At 38.8% G+C, this 19,201-nt stretch carries 12 protein-coding genes; 7 read left to right on the forward strand and 5 right to left on the reverse strand.

The window, feature by feature from the left end:
- The first annotated feature begins 272 nt into the window (after nucleotides 1–272).
- From D0T08_RS05765 to D0T08_RS05785, 5 genes are all read left to right on the forward strand, one after another.
- Entirely contained in the window at nucleotides 273–797 is a 525-nt protein-coding gene (locus D0T08_RS05765) for a DUF2911 domain-containing protein (protein ID WP_116981655.1), read from the forward strand.
- Between the two features lie 34 nt (nucleotides 798–831).
- Complete coding sequence (prmA, locus tag D0T08_RS05770; protein WP_116981656.1) at nucleotides 832–1,659, forward strand: 50S ribosomal protein L11 methyltransferase; 828 nt, start codon at nucleotides 832–834, stop codon at nucleotides 1,657–1,659.
- Between the two features lie 36 nt (nucleotides 1,660–1,695).
- Complete coding sequence (locus D0T08_RS05775) at nucleotides 1,696–6,462, forward strand: hypothetical protein (RefSeq protein WP_147322716.1); 4,767 nt, start codon at nucleotides 1,696–1,698, stop codon at nucleotides 6,460–6,462.
- Nucleotides 6,463–6,564: 102 nt separating this feature from the next.
- Nucleotides 6,565–8,460 (forward strand): tetratricopeptide repeat protein, encoded by a 1,896-nt coding sequence (locus tag D0T08_RS05780; RefSeq protein ID WP_116981658.1) that lies wholly within the window; start codon nucleotides 6,565–6,567, stop codon nucleotides 8,458–8,460.
- A 121-nt stretch (nucleotides 8,461–8,581) separates the two neighbouring features.
- On the forward strand, nucleotides 8,582–8,980 hold the full coding sequence (locus tag D0T08_RS05785) for a MerC domain-containing protein (RefSeq protein ID WP_158561206.1): 399 nt from the start codon (nucleotides 8,582–8,584) through the stop codon (nucleotides 8,978–8,980).
- 24 nt (nucleotides 8,981–9,004) lie between these two features.
- Here the strand turns inward: D0T08_RS05785 and D0T08_RS05790 are convergent, their stop codons facing one another.
- From D0T08_RS05790 to D0T08_RS05800, 3 genes are all read right to left on the reverse strand, one after another.
- Complete coding sequence (locus tag D0T08_RS05790; RefSeq protein ID WP_116981660.1) at nucleotides 9,005–9,526, reverse strand: toxin-antitoxin system YwqK family antitoxin; 522 nt, start codon at nucleotides 9,524–9,526, stop codon at nucleotides 9,005–9,007.
- The gene (locus D0T08_RS05795) at nucleotides 9,523–10,929 is read right to left on the reverse strand and encodes a serine hydrolase (RefSeq protein ID WP_116981661.1); all 1,407 of its coding nucleotides are present in this window, start codon (nucleotides 10,927–10,929) and stop codon (nucleotides 9,523–9,525) included. The genes D0T08_RS05790 and D0T08_RS05795 overlap by 4 nt, the downstream gene beginning before the upstream one ends.
- 224 nt (nucleotides 10,930–11,153) lie before the next feature.
- Nucleotides 11,154–11,522, reverse strand: coding sequence for a hypothetical protein (locus tag D0T08_RS05800; protein WP_116981662.1), 369 nt, complete (start codon nucleotides 11,520–11,522; stop codon nucleotides 11,154–11,156).
- A 362-nt stretch (nucleotides 11,523–11,884) separates the two neighbouring features.
- Here D0T08_RS05800 and D0T08_RS05805 point away from each other — a divergent pair, with 362 nt between their 5' ends.
- The gene (locus D0T08_RS05805; RefSeq protein WP_116981663.1) at nucleotides 11,885–12,331 is read left to right on the forward strand and encodes a thioredoxin family protein; all 447 of its coding nucleotides are present in this window, start codon (nucleotides 11,885–11,887) and stop codon (nucleotides 12,329–12,331) included.
- A 135-nt stretch (nucleotides 12,332–12,466) separates the two neighbouring features.
- Here D0T08_RS05805 and D0T08_RS05810 read toward each other — a convergent pair whose 3' ends face one another.
- Complete coding sequence (locus D0T08_RS05810) at nucleotides 12,467–13,672, reverse strand: RsmB/NOP family class I SAM-dependent RNA methyltransferase (RefSeq protein ID WP_116981664.1); 1,206 nt, start codon at nucleotides 13,670–13,672, stop codon at nucleotides 12,467–12,469.
- A gap of 123 nt (nucleotides 13,673–13,795) precedes the next feature.
- On the reverse strand, nucleotides 13,796–14,914 hold the full coding sequence (locus D0T08_RS05815) for a hypothetical protein (RefSeq protein WP_116981665.1): 1,119 nt from the start codon (nucleotides 14,912–14,914) through the stop codon (nucleotides 13,796–13,798).
- A 391-nt stretch (nucleotides 14,915–15,305) separates the two neighbouring features.
- On the opposite strand from D0T08_RS05815, the gene rpoB reads away from it, so the two are divergent.
- Complete coding sequence (gene rpoB / locus D0T08_RS05820) at nucleotides 15,306–19,163, forward strand: DNA-directed RNA polymerase subunit beta (protein WP_116981666.1); 3,858 nt, start codon at nucleotides 15,306–15,308, stop codon at nucleotides 19,161–19,163.
- Nucleotides 19,164–19,201 lie beyond the last annotated feature (38 nt).

The following is a 19,201-nucleotide window of genomic DNA, read 5'->3' on the forward strand; positions in this document are numbered from 1 at the left end:
CATCAGTTTGACATTTCAGTGGTAGCTTTCGGCCACCCTGATTAAATAACCAGCTGTTTCAGGATTTGGTTTATAACAAATATATCACTGCAAAACCTCCCTCTTTCATTCCCGGTGCAAAATTGTTGTTTTCTGAAATGAAATCAGCAAAAAACTTTATTTAATTTTATATAACATATAAAACGCTTAAAATTAAAAACAATTTGCGTATATAGCCCCGAACTTTTTTATAATACTCTCATGTTAGCCTTTCAATCATAAACCTATAAAAAATGAATAAAATTGTAAAAATTATCCTAATTAGTGTAGTTGTTTTAGCGCTCGCCTTCTTTGGCTATATGACTTTCACGAAGAGCAAAAGCCCTGCCGCTACGGCCGTTGGCAATCAGAATGGACTATCTATACAGGTTGATTACTGCCAGCCTTATAAAAAAGACCGTGTTGTTTTCGGAACTTTGGTGCCTTATGGCAAAGTATGGCGTACGGGAGCCAACGAAGCTACTATCTTTGACACGAAACAAGATATAAAAATTGCCGATAAACCCCTGAAAGCAGGAAAATATACATTGTGGACTATCCCGAACCCTGATAAATGGACAATTATCTTTAACGGACAAACAGGTCAGTGGGGAACGATGTACGACGAGTCAAAAGATGTATTGAGGGTAGAAGTTCCTGCAAGCAAGATACCCGGAACTGTAGAGCAATTTACCATAAATTTTGTGCCGGAAGAAGGTGGAAGCGATATGGCAATGCGCTGGGAAAACACCGAAGTAAAAGTGCCTATCAGGCATTGATAGAAATTCCGGAAGAATTTCCGAACTTTACGGCATGGATTATATAGAATTAACACTACAAATAGATGCCGATTTTGTCGAGATTTTGATGGCAGAATTAGGCGAGTTAGGTTTTGAGTCTTTTGTTGAAACAGAAGATGGTCTGGAAGCCTATGTTCAGGAAGAAATTTTTGATGATGTCGTTGTGAAGCAAATGTTGGAAGACTATGCCTCGCGTACAGCCATATCTTATCAATTCAAGAAGATTGTTCGTCAGAACTGGAACGAAGAATGGGAAAAGAATTTTCAGCCTATTCAGATAGGTGAGCAGATTTATGTGCGCGCCGATTTCCACGAGCCTAAACCTGATTTTCCTTACGAAATTATTATTACTCCCAAAATGTCGTTTGGTACAGGCCATCACGAAACTACCTCTATGGTGATGGAGCATCAACTCAATATCGACCACACCAACAAAAAAGTACTTGATGTAGGTACTGGTACAGGAATATTAGCAGTACTAGCCGCAAAGCTCGGTGCCTCTGAAATCAGTGCTTTTGATATTGATGAATGGTCAGTTGAAAATACTATTGAAAATGTTCAGCTAAACAATGTCGCAAATGTGACCGTGAGGCAGGGGACAATTGAGGATGAGCCCAAAGATATGTACGAGATTGTGCTGGCTAATATCAATAGGAATATATTAATTAGCCAGATACCTGCTTATGTTACATTTCTGCAAAAGGGAGGCGATTTAATCGTGAGTGGTTTTTATGAAAAAGATATAGCTGATATTCAAACAGTTGCCGAATCGGTGGGTTTAAAAAAAGTAGCTCAACTAAGCAAGAATAACTGGGCAGCAGTCGTTTTTAAGTATCAGTAAATAAAAAAGGCGAAAATACTCGCTGCTCTTTCACTTATGCGGCATCTTTCTATCATCTTCTGTTGTGGGATTCTTTTGTCATTTTCTGCAAAAGCACAGTCAATCAGGTTGTCGGACAATCCGCAAACCTTTATCGGCGAGATAAAAACAGTAATGGCGACAGATAATAATGCGATGGCCATTGCTATGGGAAATAAATTTGAGTCATACTGGACAAGCCGTTTTAGTGCCAATCAGAAAACTACGCTGATTAATACAGCCAAAAAAATGGGTACTAAAGGTCATAAAATGGCTCAGTTTTATTATCTCTTCTTGATTATAGACAAGGTAATTGACCAGGAAAAATATGACGACGCGAAACTGGACAATTTCCTGAATATGACCCAAAAAACGGTTGAACTCTACGATTTAAAAACAGCTACCCGGATTTTTGAGACCATTAAAGACTTCCTTGAAAAACGAAGAGTGTACGCTTCCGGTTTTAATCGTCTGTATGCACTTGGTGGTACTTTTGATTTTAAGTTTTTAGATAACAAAGTTCCTGAGGCAGCCGCTACTCAACAACCTGCTGCCGCTAATGGCACTACGCCTACTCCTGCAGAAACCTCAAAAGTCTTTGATAGCTGGGATACGCCAGTCACTCAGGAAACCCCCAATGCTGTTCAGGCACTACAGGATATTAATAAGAAACCAATGCCCGTTTTAGGCGGTGTAGCTATAGAGTTGAATAATGTTGACCTGATTATGGCAACAGCCAGCGACTCGGCTACCGTTGCTAAAACATCGGGAACAGTTGCGCTGAAAGAAGGGACCTTTGTAGGTAAAGGCGGTACAATTACCTGGGAGAATCTGGGTCTGCCGCAAATCTCAGCCGTATTAGGCGATTATACTTTCGAAATCCGTAACCCACGTTTTGTGGGCGATGATGTGACATTGACATACACCGAGCGGCTGACTGCACCAATCAAGGGTGTATTGGAGTTTAAAGGAGAAAAACGTGCAAAGAATGCTCCGGCCAGTTATCCTCGTTTCATGTCCTACCAAAGCGATGCTTTTATAAAGAATATAGATAAGAGTATCGAATACAAAGGCGGTTTCTCTATTATAGGGAAGCGGATTTACTCGTCTTCGGTCCAAAATGGCTATTCTAATATCACAGTAAAGCAGGAGGGGAAGGTCGCTTTTAAAACCACCAGTACCCGTTTCGAAATCAACGATGCTTTTATCAGTGCTCAAACAGCCAGCTTCGTGACTTATATCGGCCAGGACTCTATTTATCATCCGGCAGTAAAACTGCATTATGTCCCAACTGATGGTGTTCTACGTCTGAACAAAGTAGATGCAGGCGGTTTTAAAGACGCTACTTTTACCGATACCTATCACCAGATGAGCATTAAATGTGATGCCATGCGCTGGAGTCTGGTAGAGGGTAAAATGGATTTCTATATTGTATCAGGTAGAACACAAATTCCTGCAGTTTTTGAATCCTTAGACTTCTTTGATGCGGATAGATTAACAGGCTTGAACAATGGTGGAGGGTTTAACCCTCTGGTTGTAGCGTCAAACTTCGTACAAAAGAACAATAAACCCGTTTTCGCTGTAGCTGATGTAGCGGCTTTCAATAATAATAAAATTTCACCACAAGTACTTAAATCAGGTTTAATGGTAGCGGTGCAACAAGGTTTTATCTATTATAATCCGACTACTGACCTTTATAATATCACGCCTAAAGGCCAGCACTTCCTATTAGCCAACTTAGGCAAGAAAGATTTTGATGAAATACTAATTCCTTCTATTTTCGGTAACAGCAAAGACTCTACAGCTAATGCTACCTTGAATCTCAACGATAAGAGTTTGGTAATCAGAGGAATTAAACGTTTTAATTTGAGTGATTCATTGAGGGCCTTTATCGCTCCTTACGATAAAATCATCAAAGTAGGTAAAAACAGAACTTTTACTTTCAACGGTCAGTTCAAAGCCAAAAACTATCGTTTTTCAGGACAAGAATTAGTTTTTGACTACGAAAAATACATGCTTACCTTGCCTAAGATAGACTCTATCACCTTTACGCCACCGCAAGTATATGCTAAAGGTGGTAGACGAGAGATAGGCGGACGAATCAAATACGATAATCCAGGGGTTGTATATCTGAATAAACCTGATAATAAATCAGGAAAGCAATCATTGCCACAATACCCGATGCTGAAAATAGACAAGGGTACTATTGTGTATTTCGACGACGATTTCAGAGGGAAGAAGGCCTACAACAAAGAAGTACGTTTTGAAGTACCGAAGATTGATTTCGATAGTTTGAATGTCAGGGACATGGAATTTGCCGGAACTTTCTTTTCTGGCAATATATTCAAACCTTTCAAAGAAAAACTACGTATCATGCCTGATACAACCATTGGTTTTTCTCATAAAGTGCCTACTGGTACTTATCCGGTATTTGGCAACGAGACTTCTGTTAAGTTCGCTTCACCGCTGGTAATGGATGGCTCAGGATTGCATACCGAGGGAGATATTAAGCACTTAGCGGCTACACTCACTGCCAAAGAAATCTTCTTCGCTACTGACTCCTTATTAGCCAAAGGTGAACAAGGGAAAGTAATTGAAACCAACAACGCAGGCGCAGCTTACTTCCCGCAGGTAGAAATAAAAGACTATACTTTAAAGTGGATACCTAAAGCAGACTCTATGTTGATTGCTTCCAGAGAGGGCTTCAATTTCTATGCAGGTTCGTCTTTATTAAAAGGAAAGGTATTAGTGCGTAAAGGTGGTTTATTCGGTTTAGGTCAGTTGACTCGAACAGATTCAGAAACAGGGTCCGACCAGTTTAAATTCAATAAAGAAGGCTTTATTGCAGACAAGTCTCAGTTTAGTATTAAATCATTAACTGCTGCTTCAAAATCAGTATTATTGGGTAGAAACGTGAATGTAAACTTCAACGTCAATACCAGCATTGTTAACATTGCTACCAACGAAGGTAACTTTAATGATAGTACTCAGCAATCGTCGTTCGAATTTCCTTATGCTGCCTACAAAACCAATATTGACCGTGCCGAATGGAATATTAAGAAGAAACAGATCAGTATGAAAGGCGATGTAGCTACTTCGGTATTTACATCAACCAACGCGGCTCAGGAAGGACTGGCATTTAATGGTAGTTCGGCTATGTATGATATTGAGCAATTGACTTTCAATATCGGAGGTGTACCATTTATCAGATCTGCTGATGCCAAGATTATCCCTGATAAAGGCCAGGTAGCTATTCGTGGAAATGCAGAAATTCTTCCTTTTAAAAATGCTCGCCTGATAGTAGACACCCTGAATGCCTACCATAACCTGCGCAATGGTAATATTCAGATTCTCTCTAAAAATAAATTTACCGGAGACGCCTCTTACCAGTTTGTGAATGTGAAGAAAGATACCTTCAATATCAAAATGGGTGACTTTGAATTGAGAGAGGTGAATCTGATTACAGGCACTGACGGCAAGAAAACCAAGGAGAAAGGCGTTTCAACTTTTGCTCATGCCACGGTTAAGGAAAGAGATAGTTTATACCTATCACCCAAAATTATCTATCAGGGTGAAATCGCTATGTCGGCACCTGTTAAAAATCTGAGTCTGGATGGTTTTGTATTACCGGTGTTGAAAAAGTACCCGAAACTTGGCGGCTATTGGATACCTTATAAAGGAGATAAATCAGAAGAAGTGGCGATTACAGTGGATAAAAATCTGAAAAGCAATGAATCTCTGCTTTTTGCGGGCTTGCATTTCAGAACAACCGCTACCAGCAATGGGCTATATCCAACTTTCCTTTCGGCGAAAGAAACTGATGAAGACCAGGATGTGTTCGTCACGACTGGCGTACTTCGCAGAGATGAGCCTAACAAGCTATTCAGTATCAAACCTGATGGAGAAAAAGCACCTATCAGTAATAAATATGAATTGATAGAAGACCAGGGTATTGTTAACCTGGAGGGTAAGTTTAACCTATTAAGTGCTGACCTTGGTCAATACCTGCAAACATCTGGTTTTGCCAAATTGCGCCTCGATACAGCCAGGCATGAGTTCAATACCCTAATGCAGGTAAACTTCCCAATTGCACAGCCTATTCTGGCTAGTATGGCTACTAAGATTGTGAAAACGAACCTGGATGCCGGGGTAAATGAAGCAGCTATAGAACTGAACTCACCAGAATTAATCTCGAAGATTGGTCATGTTGTAGGCGATAAAGACATTGAAGACTACAAACTTCGTTCAGCTAAAGAATATGTGCCGTTGTTTAAATTCTCGCCTAAATTCTTGAACTCGATGGTATTCAGTAATCTGAAACTGCAATGGGAGCCTAAGCAGAATGCCTATAGAAGCGTAGGTAAACTGGGTCTCTCGAATATCGGTGAAACAGACATCAACGCGATGGTGGATGGCTACGTAGAGATTCGCAAGAATCCTGTAGGTGGCGATGAAATGTATATCTTTCTTGAACTATCCGGTGAAAACTGGTACTACTTCGGCTATAAAGAAGGTGAAATGGGTATTATTTCTTCAGACGATGCTTTCAATGCTTTAGTAACCAAGGGCGAGAAGAAAAAAGACAAGAGTTATCAGGTGATTGCTGTTGACTACTCAGAGGCTATTCTTTTCCGCAAAATGTTCCTTGAAACCTATAAAGGCATCAAAGAAACAGCAAAAGCCAAGAAAACTGACCCTAAGAAATTAGCGGAAGTACCGAAAGACCCAACAGAGAAAAAAGAAGAAGCGAAAAAGAAACCGGAAGCAGAAAAAGAAGGATTTTAATAATCAATTGGTGAGCATTGCAACAATGCTCACCAATTTCGTTTTGTAGAATTGGCAAAGAAATTGCTATATTCGCTGACGAGAATCCAAATAGTATTTATCATGGCTAAGAATAAGCAAAAACCTAAACAGAGTACTCCAACCCCATCAACCAAACCAAGCTCGGCTGCGGCCACTCTTTCAAGTCAATCAGGAAATGAGGGCTTTACACTGAACCCGATTGTAGCTTCTATCATTATTGCAGTTGCTGTTTTAATAGCCTTCTGGGGCGGATTCTCCAATGATTTTGTACTTTGGGATGACAACATGTATGTGACAGAAAACATCATGGTGCAGAATCCTACTTTTGCTAACCTGATTCGTCTTTTAGGTGTTGAGAGTGCCTTGAACTACCACCCGCTTACGATGGCCTCTTTGTGGCTCAATTCGGCATTATTTGGCAAGGCGGCAGGCTCTTTTATTGTGGTTAATACACTTATACATTTAGCCAATACCTTATTGATTTTCAAGTTTACCCGTCAGCTTACCAAAGACAATATGCTGGTGAGTTTTCTGGTAGCATTGTTCTGGGGTATCCACCCGATGCACGTAGAGTCGGTAACCTGGGTTTCAGAGCGTAAAGACGTATTGTATACTTTGTTCTTCTTTCTGGCTTGTATTCAGTATGTGAAGTATCTGGAGCAAAACCAACGCAAATACTATATCTATTGCTTTGTTTTCTTTGTACTTTCCTGCTTATCAAAAGCCATGGCAGTAGTGTTGCCATTGGTACTATTACTGATTGATTATTGGTACGACAGAGGATTCCTGACTGTTAAAAATATTACCTCAAAGATTCCGTTTTTTATCATTGCTTTGATATTCGGTGCTTTGGCCGTACATATTCAAGGAGGAGGTAACCTGGGTGGTAGAATCGAGAAAATGACTGCCGATGTGGCTATTGCCAACGTATTTGATATGGGTACAAAACTGAAATTCGGGTTCTACGGATTTCTGGTTTACATCTTCAAAATGTTTATTCCTATTAATCAACATAATTTCTATAGTTACCCGGGTACCGATCAATATAATGCTGTTCAGTTTATCACTGCACCTATCTGGGCATTGATTATTTTAGGTTTGGGAGTATTTGCTTATAAGCGCCAGAAAGCCGCGTTCTTTGGTATCTTTTTTTTCTTCTTTACCATATTGTTGGTATTACAATTCCTTTCAGTAGGGGGAGCGATTCTGGCAGAGCGTTATTCTTATATCCCGTATTTCGGAGGAATATTCATCGTTTTCTATTACTTAAATCAGAAAGTACAATCAAAGAATCTGATACTGGGCGGAAGTGCGGTAGTAGCAGTTATTTTTATGTATCTCACTTACAAACAAACACTCACTTATAAAGATACAGGTACTTTATTTGCCAACTCTTATAAATACGAACCAACCTCGCCTGTAGTAAACGAAAACCTGGCCAATCATTATGGCCGTTCAGGTGAAATTAACAATGTATTATTGTATGGTGAGTACGCGCTATCAAAAGGCGTAGAATCTTATGCGTTAATGGGTGCTTTAGCAAATGCTTATTACCTGAAAGGCGACTACAAAAAAGCTTTGGACTTCTATCAGAAGAGTATTGATAAATCACCGGAACACCGCAAATTTGTGGCCTATTATAATCGGGGTATCGCCAACCGCGATGCCGGAAATTTTGAACAGGCTGCCAGTGATTTCACGACTGCCATGGATAAGGGCGAAAATAAAACTGCCTATCTGGGCATGCGTGCTTTTGCTAATCTGAAAGCCAATAAGTTCAAAGAAGCCTATAATGACTACACCCGCATGATAGATTTGGGTATGTCGGTAGATACAGCCTATAATGATAGAGCTGTAGCACGTTTTAGCTTAGGTGATACCGAGGGAGCTATCAGAGATTTAAAGGAAGTAATGAAGCGCAACCCGAACTATGTGGATGCTCGCAATAACCTGATAAAACTGGGTGTTCAGCCTTAACGATAAGAAAGTATATTTTTGAGAATGAACTAAATTATTTGCAATGATGTTGCATAATAGTTGTACATTTGTGTCAAGGTTTCGGTGATGCAATCACCTGGTGACACAATTTCTCATGCTTATGCGAAAAATATTCACTCATTATCATAATCTCAATAAAGTAGGTCTGTGGCTGTCTATCCTTTGCACGGTGCATTGTCTGGCAATGCCATTTCTGCTTACGTCATTGCCTTATTTAAGTAAAAATGCCATCAGTGAGCAATCCGAGATTCTTCTGATTGGTATCAGCGCAGGTTTAGCTATTTTCTTATTAAGAAAAGATTATAAAAATCACCGCAATTATACACCTCTTAGGCTTCTTGTAGTAGCCTTAATCTTCAATATTTTAGGAATTTTCTTTGTGCCTCACACCTACGAAATGTTTTTCAATGTAACAGGTGGCTTATTAATGGCTTCTGCTTATGGTTTGAACTGGTACTATCATAAGAGGGCATGCCATAGTACTGGTCATCAGCATTGAATGAGATTTTATGATTGATTTTAGTTAATTCTTTCTTGATTTTTCAAGTTCTTCCATAATTTTATCTCCATTCATAAGTATAGGCTCTAAGTGATTATCTATAAGCGTATCATTTTTGTTTCCATCTGCACCATAATCAATTTTTCTGCTTAAACGACAATCGCATTGAGGGTAAAAATCCCATATACCAACAGGTTTGCCATGTTTATAATAACCCTTTATATTAATACAAGTGGTATCACAACTATAAAGAATATACTCTCCATGGTAAGTACTATCAAGATAATTTGTTACATGGGTAAGTCTACCATTTAAACTATAAACTATGCTTGGGCCATTCAAAAGATTATTTCTATATGATTTAATAATTCCAGTTTTACCATTATCATAATATTCAATCCAAAGGCCATTCTTTTTTCTATCAATTAATACTCCCATTGGCTTTTTTTCTCCATTTGCCAGAGTTTGCCATATGATTTCTATTTTCTGTTCTTTTTTGCATCCCCAATTCAAACAGATAATTATAAAAATAATCAATAGTCTCATTTCTTCAACAACTCAAACCCCATAGGCGCCACTTCTTCGGCCGTATTAGACAATACTATCACCCCAATTTTATTCTCCTTATCAAAAGCCACCAAAGTCCTGAATCCTCCAGTACCACCAGAGTGCTGAAAGATAGTCTGCTCTTTCATTTTGCCTGTATGCCAGCCTAAACCAATGATAGTCTGGCCTTTTTCAAACGTAACCTGATGGGTCAGGTCAATAGCCTTTTGAAGCTTTTCTGGTGCTTTAACCATTTGAGCACTAATGTATTTCACCATATCATTCACAGTAGAACGTATGCCGCCAGCCCCTGCTAAAGTATTTAACTCCCAGGAAGAAGTAGCATCTCCTTTTTCATTATAACCTTGCGCAAAATTAGAAGCTTGGTCTGGCGTGATGGTAATAAATGTATGACTCATCTTCAAAGGCTTCGTAATGCGCTCCTCCATTAGCTTCTCATAGGTAGTATGGTTCTGCAAGGCTAATATATTTCCTAAAAGACCAACTGCAAAATTAGAATACTCATAATTAACGCCTACTTCCCGATACGGTTTAAAGTTTTTTAGATAAGAATACATTCGCTGGGTATCATAGTTCTTATACGGGTCATCTGCAGGGTCCCCCTTTTTATACAAATTGATTGGCAGACGAGGGAAACCCGAACTATGATTTGATAAAGTTTTGAGTGTAATAGGCACCCCATTATAAGCCATATTGCCAATAGAGTCAGGAAGGTATTTATTTATGGGGTCTTCAAGCGACATTTTGCCTTTGATTACTTCATCAGCCAATAGCGTTGCGGTAAAGGTTTTGCTTATAGAGCCAATCTCAAACAAAGTTTTATCGGGGTCAGGCAATTGCTTATTATCCCGTTTCGTTTCACCATAATTATAAGTATATATCTTGCCATCTCTGATAACAGCTATTGCCAAACCAACAGTATGATTCATCTGAATATAAGGCCTTACCAGACTATCTACTTTTTTATCCAAGGGTGTAGACATCTTATTATCGGTAGCGACGATATAATCTTTCTTCGGTTTATTACCTGTATAGGGCAGGAACCGGAAGGTAGAAATTCTATCCTGTTTATCTAAGCCTAAAACAACAGTCTGGTCAGTCTTATCGAACATACCTCTGTAGTAGGCTAATCCTTCGGCATTTTTCTGAAATTCTGATGATTTCCAGGCGCCTAATCCTGCATGTAATTGAGAAAGTAATTTTGTGATCTCTGATTCGGGCAATCCTTTCCGGAAAGCTTCATCACCTAACTCATAAATTCCGGCAGCGTTTTTTTCGTTATAAGCTTTTTCAAGTAATACCTGCACCGAATCAATTTTCTTTTGAGTCGATTGAGCAAAAGTGGTATAAGATAGCAGGAAGAGGAAGAGTAGTTTTTTCATACAGGTATTGAGTGTGTTAGTAACTAAAGAAGCCTTTTAATAAGTCGTACGCTGAGAAAAGCAGTCATTTGTTTATTACTTGTTACAAAAATAACTTATTCATTCAAATTACAAGTAGGAACAAAAGAATACCTGTTATTTTAAAAGAAGAAAGCCCTAAGGAGGGCTTCTATATACATAATCATGAAATAACTAATAGAAAAATAATAAGCAAAAATATACATTTACGGACAAACTATCATCGACATTTTTATATTAAAAGCAGCAAAATTTAGCTCAAGATTAGTAGAGGAAGAAGAAACTATTTCATACTCCCAGTTTTTTAGCGCTTGATTTTTACCGACAACATTGGTAACAATAATCTTTTTCTTATCGATTGAAAAAGTCCAGTTACCTTTGTCATTATTAGCCCCTCCGTTTTTAGAGCCCTGCTCCCATGTACCATCTGATTTAAAATATTGAGATAATACGACATTCTTGGAATCACACCACCATTTATCAGCAATTACAGATACAGGATCAGGTTCATCTTTGCTGCAAGCATTTAACCCAATCAATAAGCTTATAAGGAGTAATTTAATTATTGTTTTCATGAATTTATGATTTAGTTTATATTAATAATATGCCAGAGAATTCAGCATAAGATATTTGAAGTATACGATGTTACGAATACGAATTTATATTCCCAAAATTAGAGCAAAAATCTAAGTGTATTCTTTCTAAGTGGTAATTGGCAAGCTATTATCCATTTTGATATAGTAGGTATTTGCTTAAAACTATATCCAGATTAGTTAGTAGTATGCCAGAATTAAATGAAGAGATAGGAATATTTTAAAATAAAATTTGATGATTGGCAAGCGTACTTTGGTGCAAATTTTGCTTTATTTTTATGCTAAGAAACTAAAAGCCAAAGTTTTATCGTTAATCTTGTGTAAATTCAAATCTTTTCTTGCAAATGAACAAAAAATTATTGGTTACTACCCTTGGACTATTACTTAGTTTGTCAACCTTTGCTCAACACGCCTCTTCAACATCAGGAATCAAATTCGAAGGAAATTCTTCCTGGAAAGAACTCATCAAAAAAGCTAAGGCTGAGAAAAAACTTATTTTCATGGATGCTTACACAACCTGGTGTGGCCCATGTAAAATGCTTCAGGCAAGAGTATTCCCTGATAAACAATTGGGAGAGTTCTTTAACCAGAACTTTGTGAATGCTGCTATAGATATGGAAAGCGACGAAGGTATGAGATTATCAAGTATCTACGAAGTGAGAGGATATCCGACATTGTTCTTTATTGACCCTAATAATGGCAAGGTAGTAAAATCAATTTTAGGATATACAGAAATTGATCAATTGCTAAATACAGGCAAAAGCGCTGCTTCTAAAAAGAGAAGTATCTAATTGATATTGTAATGTAACGATTCAGATTCGTTAAAACAAAAAGAGTAGCATTCGGTGATTCGATGCTACTCTTTTTGTTTATGTCACGACTTGAAAGGAGGGCGGCCAGTCGCCCACGGCCAGTCTAGTGATACACTATTTTCTTTCAATCAACGCCATATAAAACCCATCAAAGCCATCGGCAGCAGGAGAGGTGCGTTGTTCTTTGATAAGCGTGTACTCTGTATTTTGTCCGAGAAATTTCTGCACCTGTTCTTCGCTCTCCGAGGGCAAAATGCTACAAGTGGCATATACCATCTTACCGCCATGTTTCAGCATTTTTGAGTAATTAGTAATTATCTCATTTTGTGTTTTCTTGATATTATCCAGAAACTCAGTTTTCAATTTCCACTTGGCATCGGGGTTCCTTCTTAATACGCCTAAGCCTGAACAAGGTACATCTAGTAGCAATCGGTCGGCGCTTTCTTTCAGCCTTTTTATAGTTTTGGCTTCTATCAGTTTGGTTTCTACATTGCCAATGCCATTGCGTCGGGCTCGTCTTTGTAATTCCTGAAGCTTATATTCTTCTACATCCATTGCTATTATTCTGCCTTTATTTTCCATCAGGGTTGCCAGATGGAGCGTCTTACCTCCTGCACCTGCACAGGCATCAATTACCCGCATACCGGGTTGTACCTCAAGAAAAGGAGCAATCAATTGACTTCCGGCATCCTGTACTTCAAAAAGCCCGTTTTTAAAAGCTTCGGTTGAGAATACATTCGCTCTTTTTTGTAAAACCAAAGCATCGCTTACATTTGGCAGGATATCAGTCTCAATGCCAATCTCATGAAATTTTTTTCGTAAATCTGTTTGAGTAGTTTTAAGTGTATTAGCACGCAAAACGACAGGAGCCTGTTTGTTCATGGCTTGCAGTTCAGCATTCCATTCTGCGCCTAATTCCTGCTCACCAATGGTATCTAGCCAATCCGGTACTGATTCTTTTATCTTTCTTATTTGCTGGGCTTCTTCCAATCCGGCTAATATCTGATTGGCATGAACTTTATTAAATTCCTGCCAATCAGGTAGTTTATCTCCCTGCAAGACGCGCCATGCAGCAAATAGGTGCCAGAATTGGGCAGCATCTTCTATTTTAGTATCAGATAGTTGTGTTACGAATTTCAACAGCCTCCACCAACGTACAATCTCATAGGTATTTTCGGCAATGAAAGCCCTATCCCGGCTACCCCATTTCTTATTCGATTTCAATACGTATTCAATGACTTTGTCGGCCTGTCTGCCCTCTATAAAAATCTGCTGCAAAGCATATACAATGGCTTCAACTAATACTCTATGGTATTTCATATTATTCTGGCATCTATATCCTAAAAAATACAAAGGTCAGGCTTTTTTGTGGGATGAGGAAATGGTGGGGTGGATTTCTTCATTATTCAAGATTTTGTTTCGTTTTAAAAGACGTAATAGTACTTAACCCTCCTTTTCAAAAATATGTAAAGTGCCACCCGAATCAAGCGCATAAACCCTATTACCTTCTACTTTAGGCTGCCCGATAGGTAGAAAACACCCCTGTTTTTTAAACTTCTCAAACACATGCAACCACTCAATTTGCTCGGTCTGGTAATTAAAAGCACCAATGGCTGTTGGCCAACCACCTATGCTTGCTATCACAGTTCTGAAATATAAATAATCACCTTGTAATGAAAAGGAATCTATAGGTTTCGTTAATGTATATCTATCGTATTGAGTGATTCCTTTTTTATATCTCAACACTTTACCAGTTTCAGGGGCTATTTCAATAAAACTCCCTCCCTGAAAGCCAATCAGGTATTGATGATTTTTATCAGCTTGCAAGGTAGCAATGGTAGGTAAAGCATTATATTTGACACCTTCATACTCAAAATCGCTCAATAGCCATAATAATTCCCCAGTTTGGATATGCAAACCAATGAGTTGTTCACTACCTCTTAATTTGTTTCCACCACCAGTGATAATTACTACTAATACTAAACCAAATAATCCTAATACACCATTTATTGAACCTGATTGTAATATCTGGTCATCAAAGAAAACTCCAATTTTATTTGCAGAAAATTCCCAAATCTTTTCACCTGTTTGTATGGAAATTGTTTCCAATATTTTTTCTCTATGCCATTGAATAAAGTAATTCAAAGATAAAATTTGCTTATTTGCATCAACATACTTGAATTCCCAGAGTTTTTTGTCATTTCTGAAATCATAGATACCATCTTTATAAAAATATCCTTCAAGATTTTTCGAAGTATAATATCCTAAAGAATCAGAGAAATTACTAAACGAATATTTTTTAAATTTTTCATTAATCTCTACATTAATTTCTCCATTATCAACATTGACATAAAATGGTTTATATTCATAGTCAACAAGTACAATGACATCTTCTCTGAATTGTTGAACACCAAAATATTTATCTGTCTGCCAGATTAGCTCGAAAGTACCTGAATTAATAGCCTTAATAGTATTGTCTTTCTCAGTAATAACAATTATTCCTTTCTCTTTGCAAATAAAATATTGCTGAACATTTTCAAAGACAATTTTCTTTTGATACATATATTTTCTGTTGTATAAGATTCAATACTTTTTGTCAAAAATAGAGTATTTAATTGTATGAAAGCACCACATATAAAAAATATTTCAAACAATCCGAAACATTTCCATAATAAATATTTGCATTTAAAGTTATTATTATATAATTTCGCACCTTATTTAGCGATACTCTCTTTAACAGCGCTTATCATTCATGAGATTTTTGTCCGATACACAACCGTTTTTCCGTAGGGCAGTTGCACAGGGCCAATCATCTTCTTCACTACGAAATATATATTTTCAGCTTGTTTTATAGCATAAGTTCAAGACTCTTTGATTAGGAGTACGAGTCTGCTTGTCGCTTCCAATTAACAGCTTAGTTTAAAAAAATTATAAACTTAAAACTTTCAAAGCCTTGAGTCTGACAGTAAACGGTAGAAAAAGTTTTGCAACGGTACACCCATCTGTAGATTATCCGGATTTTCTGGATGTCCAGGTAAGATCGTTCCAGGATTTCTTTCAGATTGACACACCAGCCGAAAGCCGCAAAAAAGAAGGGCTTTACAATGTGTTTGCTGAAAACTTTCCAATCGCCGATTCTCGCGAGAACTACGTATTGGAGTTTGTTGATTACACTATTGATCCTCCAAAATACTCAGTAGATGAGTGTATTGACAGAGGTCTGACGTACGCTGTGCCTTTAAAAGCCAAATTACGTTTGATTTGTAACGACACTGATAACGAAGATTTCGAAACAATCGAGCAGGAAGTATTCTTAGGTAATATTCCTTATATGAACGAAAGAGGCTCTTTCGTTATCAATGGTGCCGAGCGTGTAATCGTATCACAATTACACCGTTCGCCGGGTGTATTCTTCTCTATGAGCAAGCATACAAACGGAACAAAATTATACTCTGCCCGTGTGATCCCGATGAAGGGTTCATGGATTGAGTTCTCTACTGACGTTAACAACGTCATGTATGCTTACATTGACCGTAAGAAAAAATTCCCTGTAACTACATTGCTTCGTGCCATTGGTTTTGGTTCAGATAAAGAAATCTTAAACCTGTTCGGTCTTTCAGAAGAAATTCCGGGTACAAAAGATGCTCTGACCAAAGCAATCGGCCGTCGTTTAGCAGCCCGTGTTTTAAGAACATGGACTGAGGACTTCGTTGATGAGGATACAGGTGAGGTGGTTTCTATCGACCGTAACGAGGTAATCTTAGAGCGTGACTCTATTATCTCAGAAGGCGATATTACTACCATCTTGAATACAGAGCAAAAATCGGTGATTTTACACCGTGAAGATGCTAACGTATCTGAATTTAACATTATCTATAATACGTTACAACGCGATAGCTCAAACTCTGAAAAAGAGGCTGTTGAGCAAATCTACCGTCAGTTACGTAACACAGAAGCACCTGACGAAGCAACAGCCCGTGAGATTATCCAGGGTTTGTTCTTCTCTGACAAACGTTATGATTTAGGAGAGGTAGGCCGCTACCGTGTAAATACAAAATTGGGCTTAACCACACCATTGGAAACAGGGGTATTAACCACTGAAGACATTGTTGAAATCGTTAAGTTCTTAATCAGCCTTATTAACTCTAAGGCAGTAGTCGATGATATCGACCACTTATCAAATCGTCGTGTGCGTACAGTAGGCGAGCAATTATACGCCCAGTTTGGTGTAGGTTTGGCTCGTATGGCGCGTACTATCAAAGAACGTATGAACGTTCGTGATAACGAAGATTTCAAACCAGTAGATTTGATTAATGCCCGTACACTTTCGTCGGTTATTAACTCATTCTTCGGTACCAACCAGCTATCACAATTCATGGACCAAACCAATCCATTAGCTGAGATTACGCACAAACGTCGTATGTCAGCTCTTGGACCAGGAGGTTTGAGTCGTGAGCGTGCCGGTTTCGAGGTCCGTGACGTACACTATACCCACTACGGTCGTTTGTGTACCATTGAAACGCCTGAGGGACCAAACATCGGTTTGATTTCGTCGCTTTGTACATATGCCAAAATCAATGGTATGGGCTTTATTGAAACGCCATACCTGAAAATTGAGAATGGTAAATTAACCAACGAACTGGTTTATCTGACTGCCGAAGAAGAAGATGGTAAAAACATCGCGATGGCAACAGCAGACGTTGATAAAGATGGTAACTTCCTCGTAGATACTTTGAAATGTCGTTACGAAGGGGACTTCCCGATGAAAACGCCAGATTCAATTGACTACATGGACATTGCCTCTAACCAGATTGTATCGGTAGCCGCTTCGTTGATTCCTTTCATTGAACACGATGATGCCAACCGTGCCCTGATGGGTTCAAACATGCAACGTCAGGCCGTACCATTATTACGTCCTGAAGCGCCGATTGTAGGGACAGGTCTTGAAGGTCGTCTGGCTCGCGACTCTCGTACCCTTGTAGTAGCAGAAGAAGATGGTGTGATTGAATTCGTAGATGCCAATGTAATCAAGGTTCGTTATAACTGGACTAAAGAGCAAACATTGGTTAGCTTCGATACCAATCTTACTACATACGAATTGATTAAGCATCGTCGTACTAACCAGGATACTTGTATCAACATCCGTCCGATTGTATTGAAAGGACAGGAAGTGAAAAAAGGCCAGATTCTGGTAGAAGGTTATGCCACACAAGGTGGCGAGCTTGCTTTGGGTCGTAACCTTTTGGTTGCCTTTATGCCTTGGCAAGGATATAACTTTGAGGATGCGATCGTAATCTCTGAAAGAGTAGTACGTGAAGATATATTTACTTCTATTCATATTGAAGAATACGAATTGGAAGTACGTGATACGAAACGTGGAGAAGAGGAGTTAACAGCTGAGATTCCGAACGTTTCGGAAGAAACTGTTAAAAACCTTGACGAAAACGGTATCGTTCGCACAGGTACACGAGTAAAAGAAGGAGATATTCTGATTGGTAAGATTACACCAAAAGGTGAGTCTGACCCGACTCCTGAAGAAAAACTATTACGCGCTATCTTTGGTGACAAAGCCGGTGACGTAAAAGATGCATCTAAAAAAGCACCACCATCAATGGACGGTGTGATTATTGATACAAAATTGTTCTCTCGCCCAAGTAAAGAAGAACGTTCGAAACACAAAGACGAGTTAAAAGCTTTGATGAAAAAACACAGCAGAGCATTACTTGAACTACGTGAAAGAATGTTGGATAAAATGGTAGAATTGCTTGATGGCAAAACTACAGTGGGCGTGAAACACAAATTCGGAGATGAGTTAATATCGAAGGGAATGAAATTCAACCGTTCGAATATTGCTAATAACTTATTCCCTGATAAAAACAATTATGTTGACGAAAGCCAATACAACGTACCGGAAGAAGTTAACCTTTTAGGTGATGTGATTCTGGACGGTTGGACTGATGATCTTGAACTCAACAAATTAATCGTAGCATTGAGCAAAAATTACTTAGCTCGTCGTAGTGAAGTAATCGGACGTTTCAAACGCGAAAGATTCGTATTAGAAGTAGGTGATGAACTACCTGCAGGTATCGTAAAATTAGCGAAAGTATATATTGCTAAGAAACGTAAACTGAAAGTGGGTGATAAAATGGCGGGTCGTCACGGAAACAAAGGGGTTGTTGCCCGTATTGTACGTGATGAAGATATGCCATTCTTAGCAGACGGAACACCAATGGACATCGTATTGAATCCACTTGGGGTACCTTCTCGTATGAACATCGGACAGCTTTATGAGGTTGTATTAGGTTTGGCAGGTCGTAAGTTAGGTCGTAAATACGCTACTCCAATCTTTGATGGTGCTACTGAAGCAGAAGTATCAGCAGAGTTGGCAGAAGCAGGATTACCACCATATGGTCGTTCGCAACTATACAACGGATTGAGCGGTGAGCCATTCGACCAGAAAGTAACGGTAGGTATTATGTATATGATGAAACTGGGTCACTTGGTTGATGATAAAATGCACGCCCGTTCGATTGGACCATACTCACTCATTACGCAACAGCCATTGGGTGGTAAAGCACAATTTGGTGGTCAGCGTTTCGGAGAGATGGAGGTGTGGGCATTGGAAGCATTCGGTGCATCGCATATCCTGCAGGAAATCCTGACAGTTAAGTCTGATGACGTGGTAGGTCGTGCCAAAGCATACGAAGCTATTGTTAAAGGCGAAAACTTACCAAAAGCTAATATCCCTGAGTCATTCAACGTATTAGTACACGAGTTGAGAGGCTTGGCATTAGAGATTACCTTGCAGTAATGCAATATTAATACACCTGTCTTGGCTGAGAAGTCGAG

This window comes from Emticicia sp. C21 (genome assembly GCF_003418935.1).
Taxonomy (GTDB): Bacteria; Bacteroidota; Bacteroidia; order Cytophagales; family Spirosomataceae; genus Emticicia.

Coding starts and splice junctions, on each gene's coding strand:
- D0T08_RS05765 (WP_116981655.1), top strand. CDS start 273: ATGAATAAAATTGTAAAAATTATCCTAATTAGTGTAGTTGTTTTAGCG.
- prmA (WP_116981656.1), top strand. CDS start 832: ATGGATTATATAGAATTAACACTACAAATAGATGCCGATTTTGTCGAG.
- D0T08_RS05775 (WP_147322716.1), top strand. CDS start 1,696: ATGCGGCATCTTTCTATCATCTTCTGTTGTGGGATTCTTTTGTCATTT.
- D0T08_RS05780 (WP_116981658.1), top strand. CDS start 6,565: ATGGCTAAGAATAAGCAAAAACCTAAACAGAGTACTCCAACCCCATCA.
- D0T08_RS05785 (WP_158561206.1), top strand. CDS start 8,582: ATGCGAAAAATATTCACTCATTATCATAATCTCAATAAAGTAGGTCTG.
- D0T08_RS05790 (WP_116981660.1), bottom strand. CDS start 9,526: ATGAGACTATTGATTATTTTTATAATTATCTGTTTGAATTGGGGATGC.
- D0T08_RS05795 (WP_116981661.1), bottom strand. CDS start 10,929: ATGAAAAAACTACTCTTCCTCTTCCTGCTATCTTATACCACTTTTGCT.
- D0T08_RS05800 (WP_116981662.1), bottom strand. CDS start 11,522: ATGAAAACAATAATTAAATTACTCCTTATAAGCTTATTGATTGGGTTA.
- D0T08_RS05805 (WP_116981663.1), top strand. CDS start 11,885: ATGAACAAAAAATTATTGGTTACTACCCTTGGACTATTACTTAGTTTG.
- D0T08_RS05810 (WP_116981664.1), bottom strand. CDS start 13,672: ATGAAATACCATAGAGTATTAGTTGAAGCCATTGTATATGCTTTGCAG.
- D0T08_RS05815 (WP_116981665.1), bottom strand. CDS start 14,914: ATGTATCAAAAGAAAATTGTCTTTGAAAATGTTCAGCAATATTTTATT.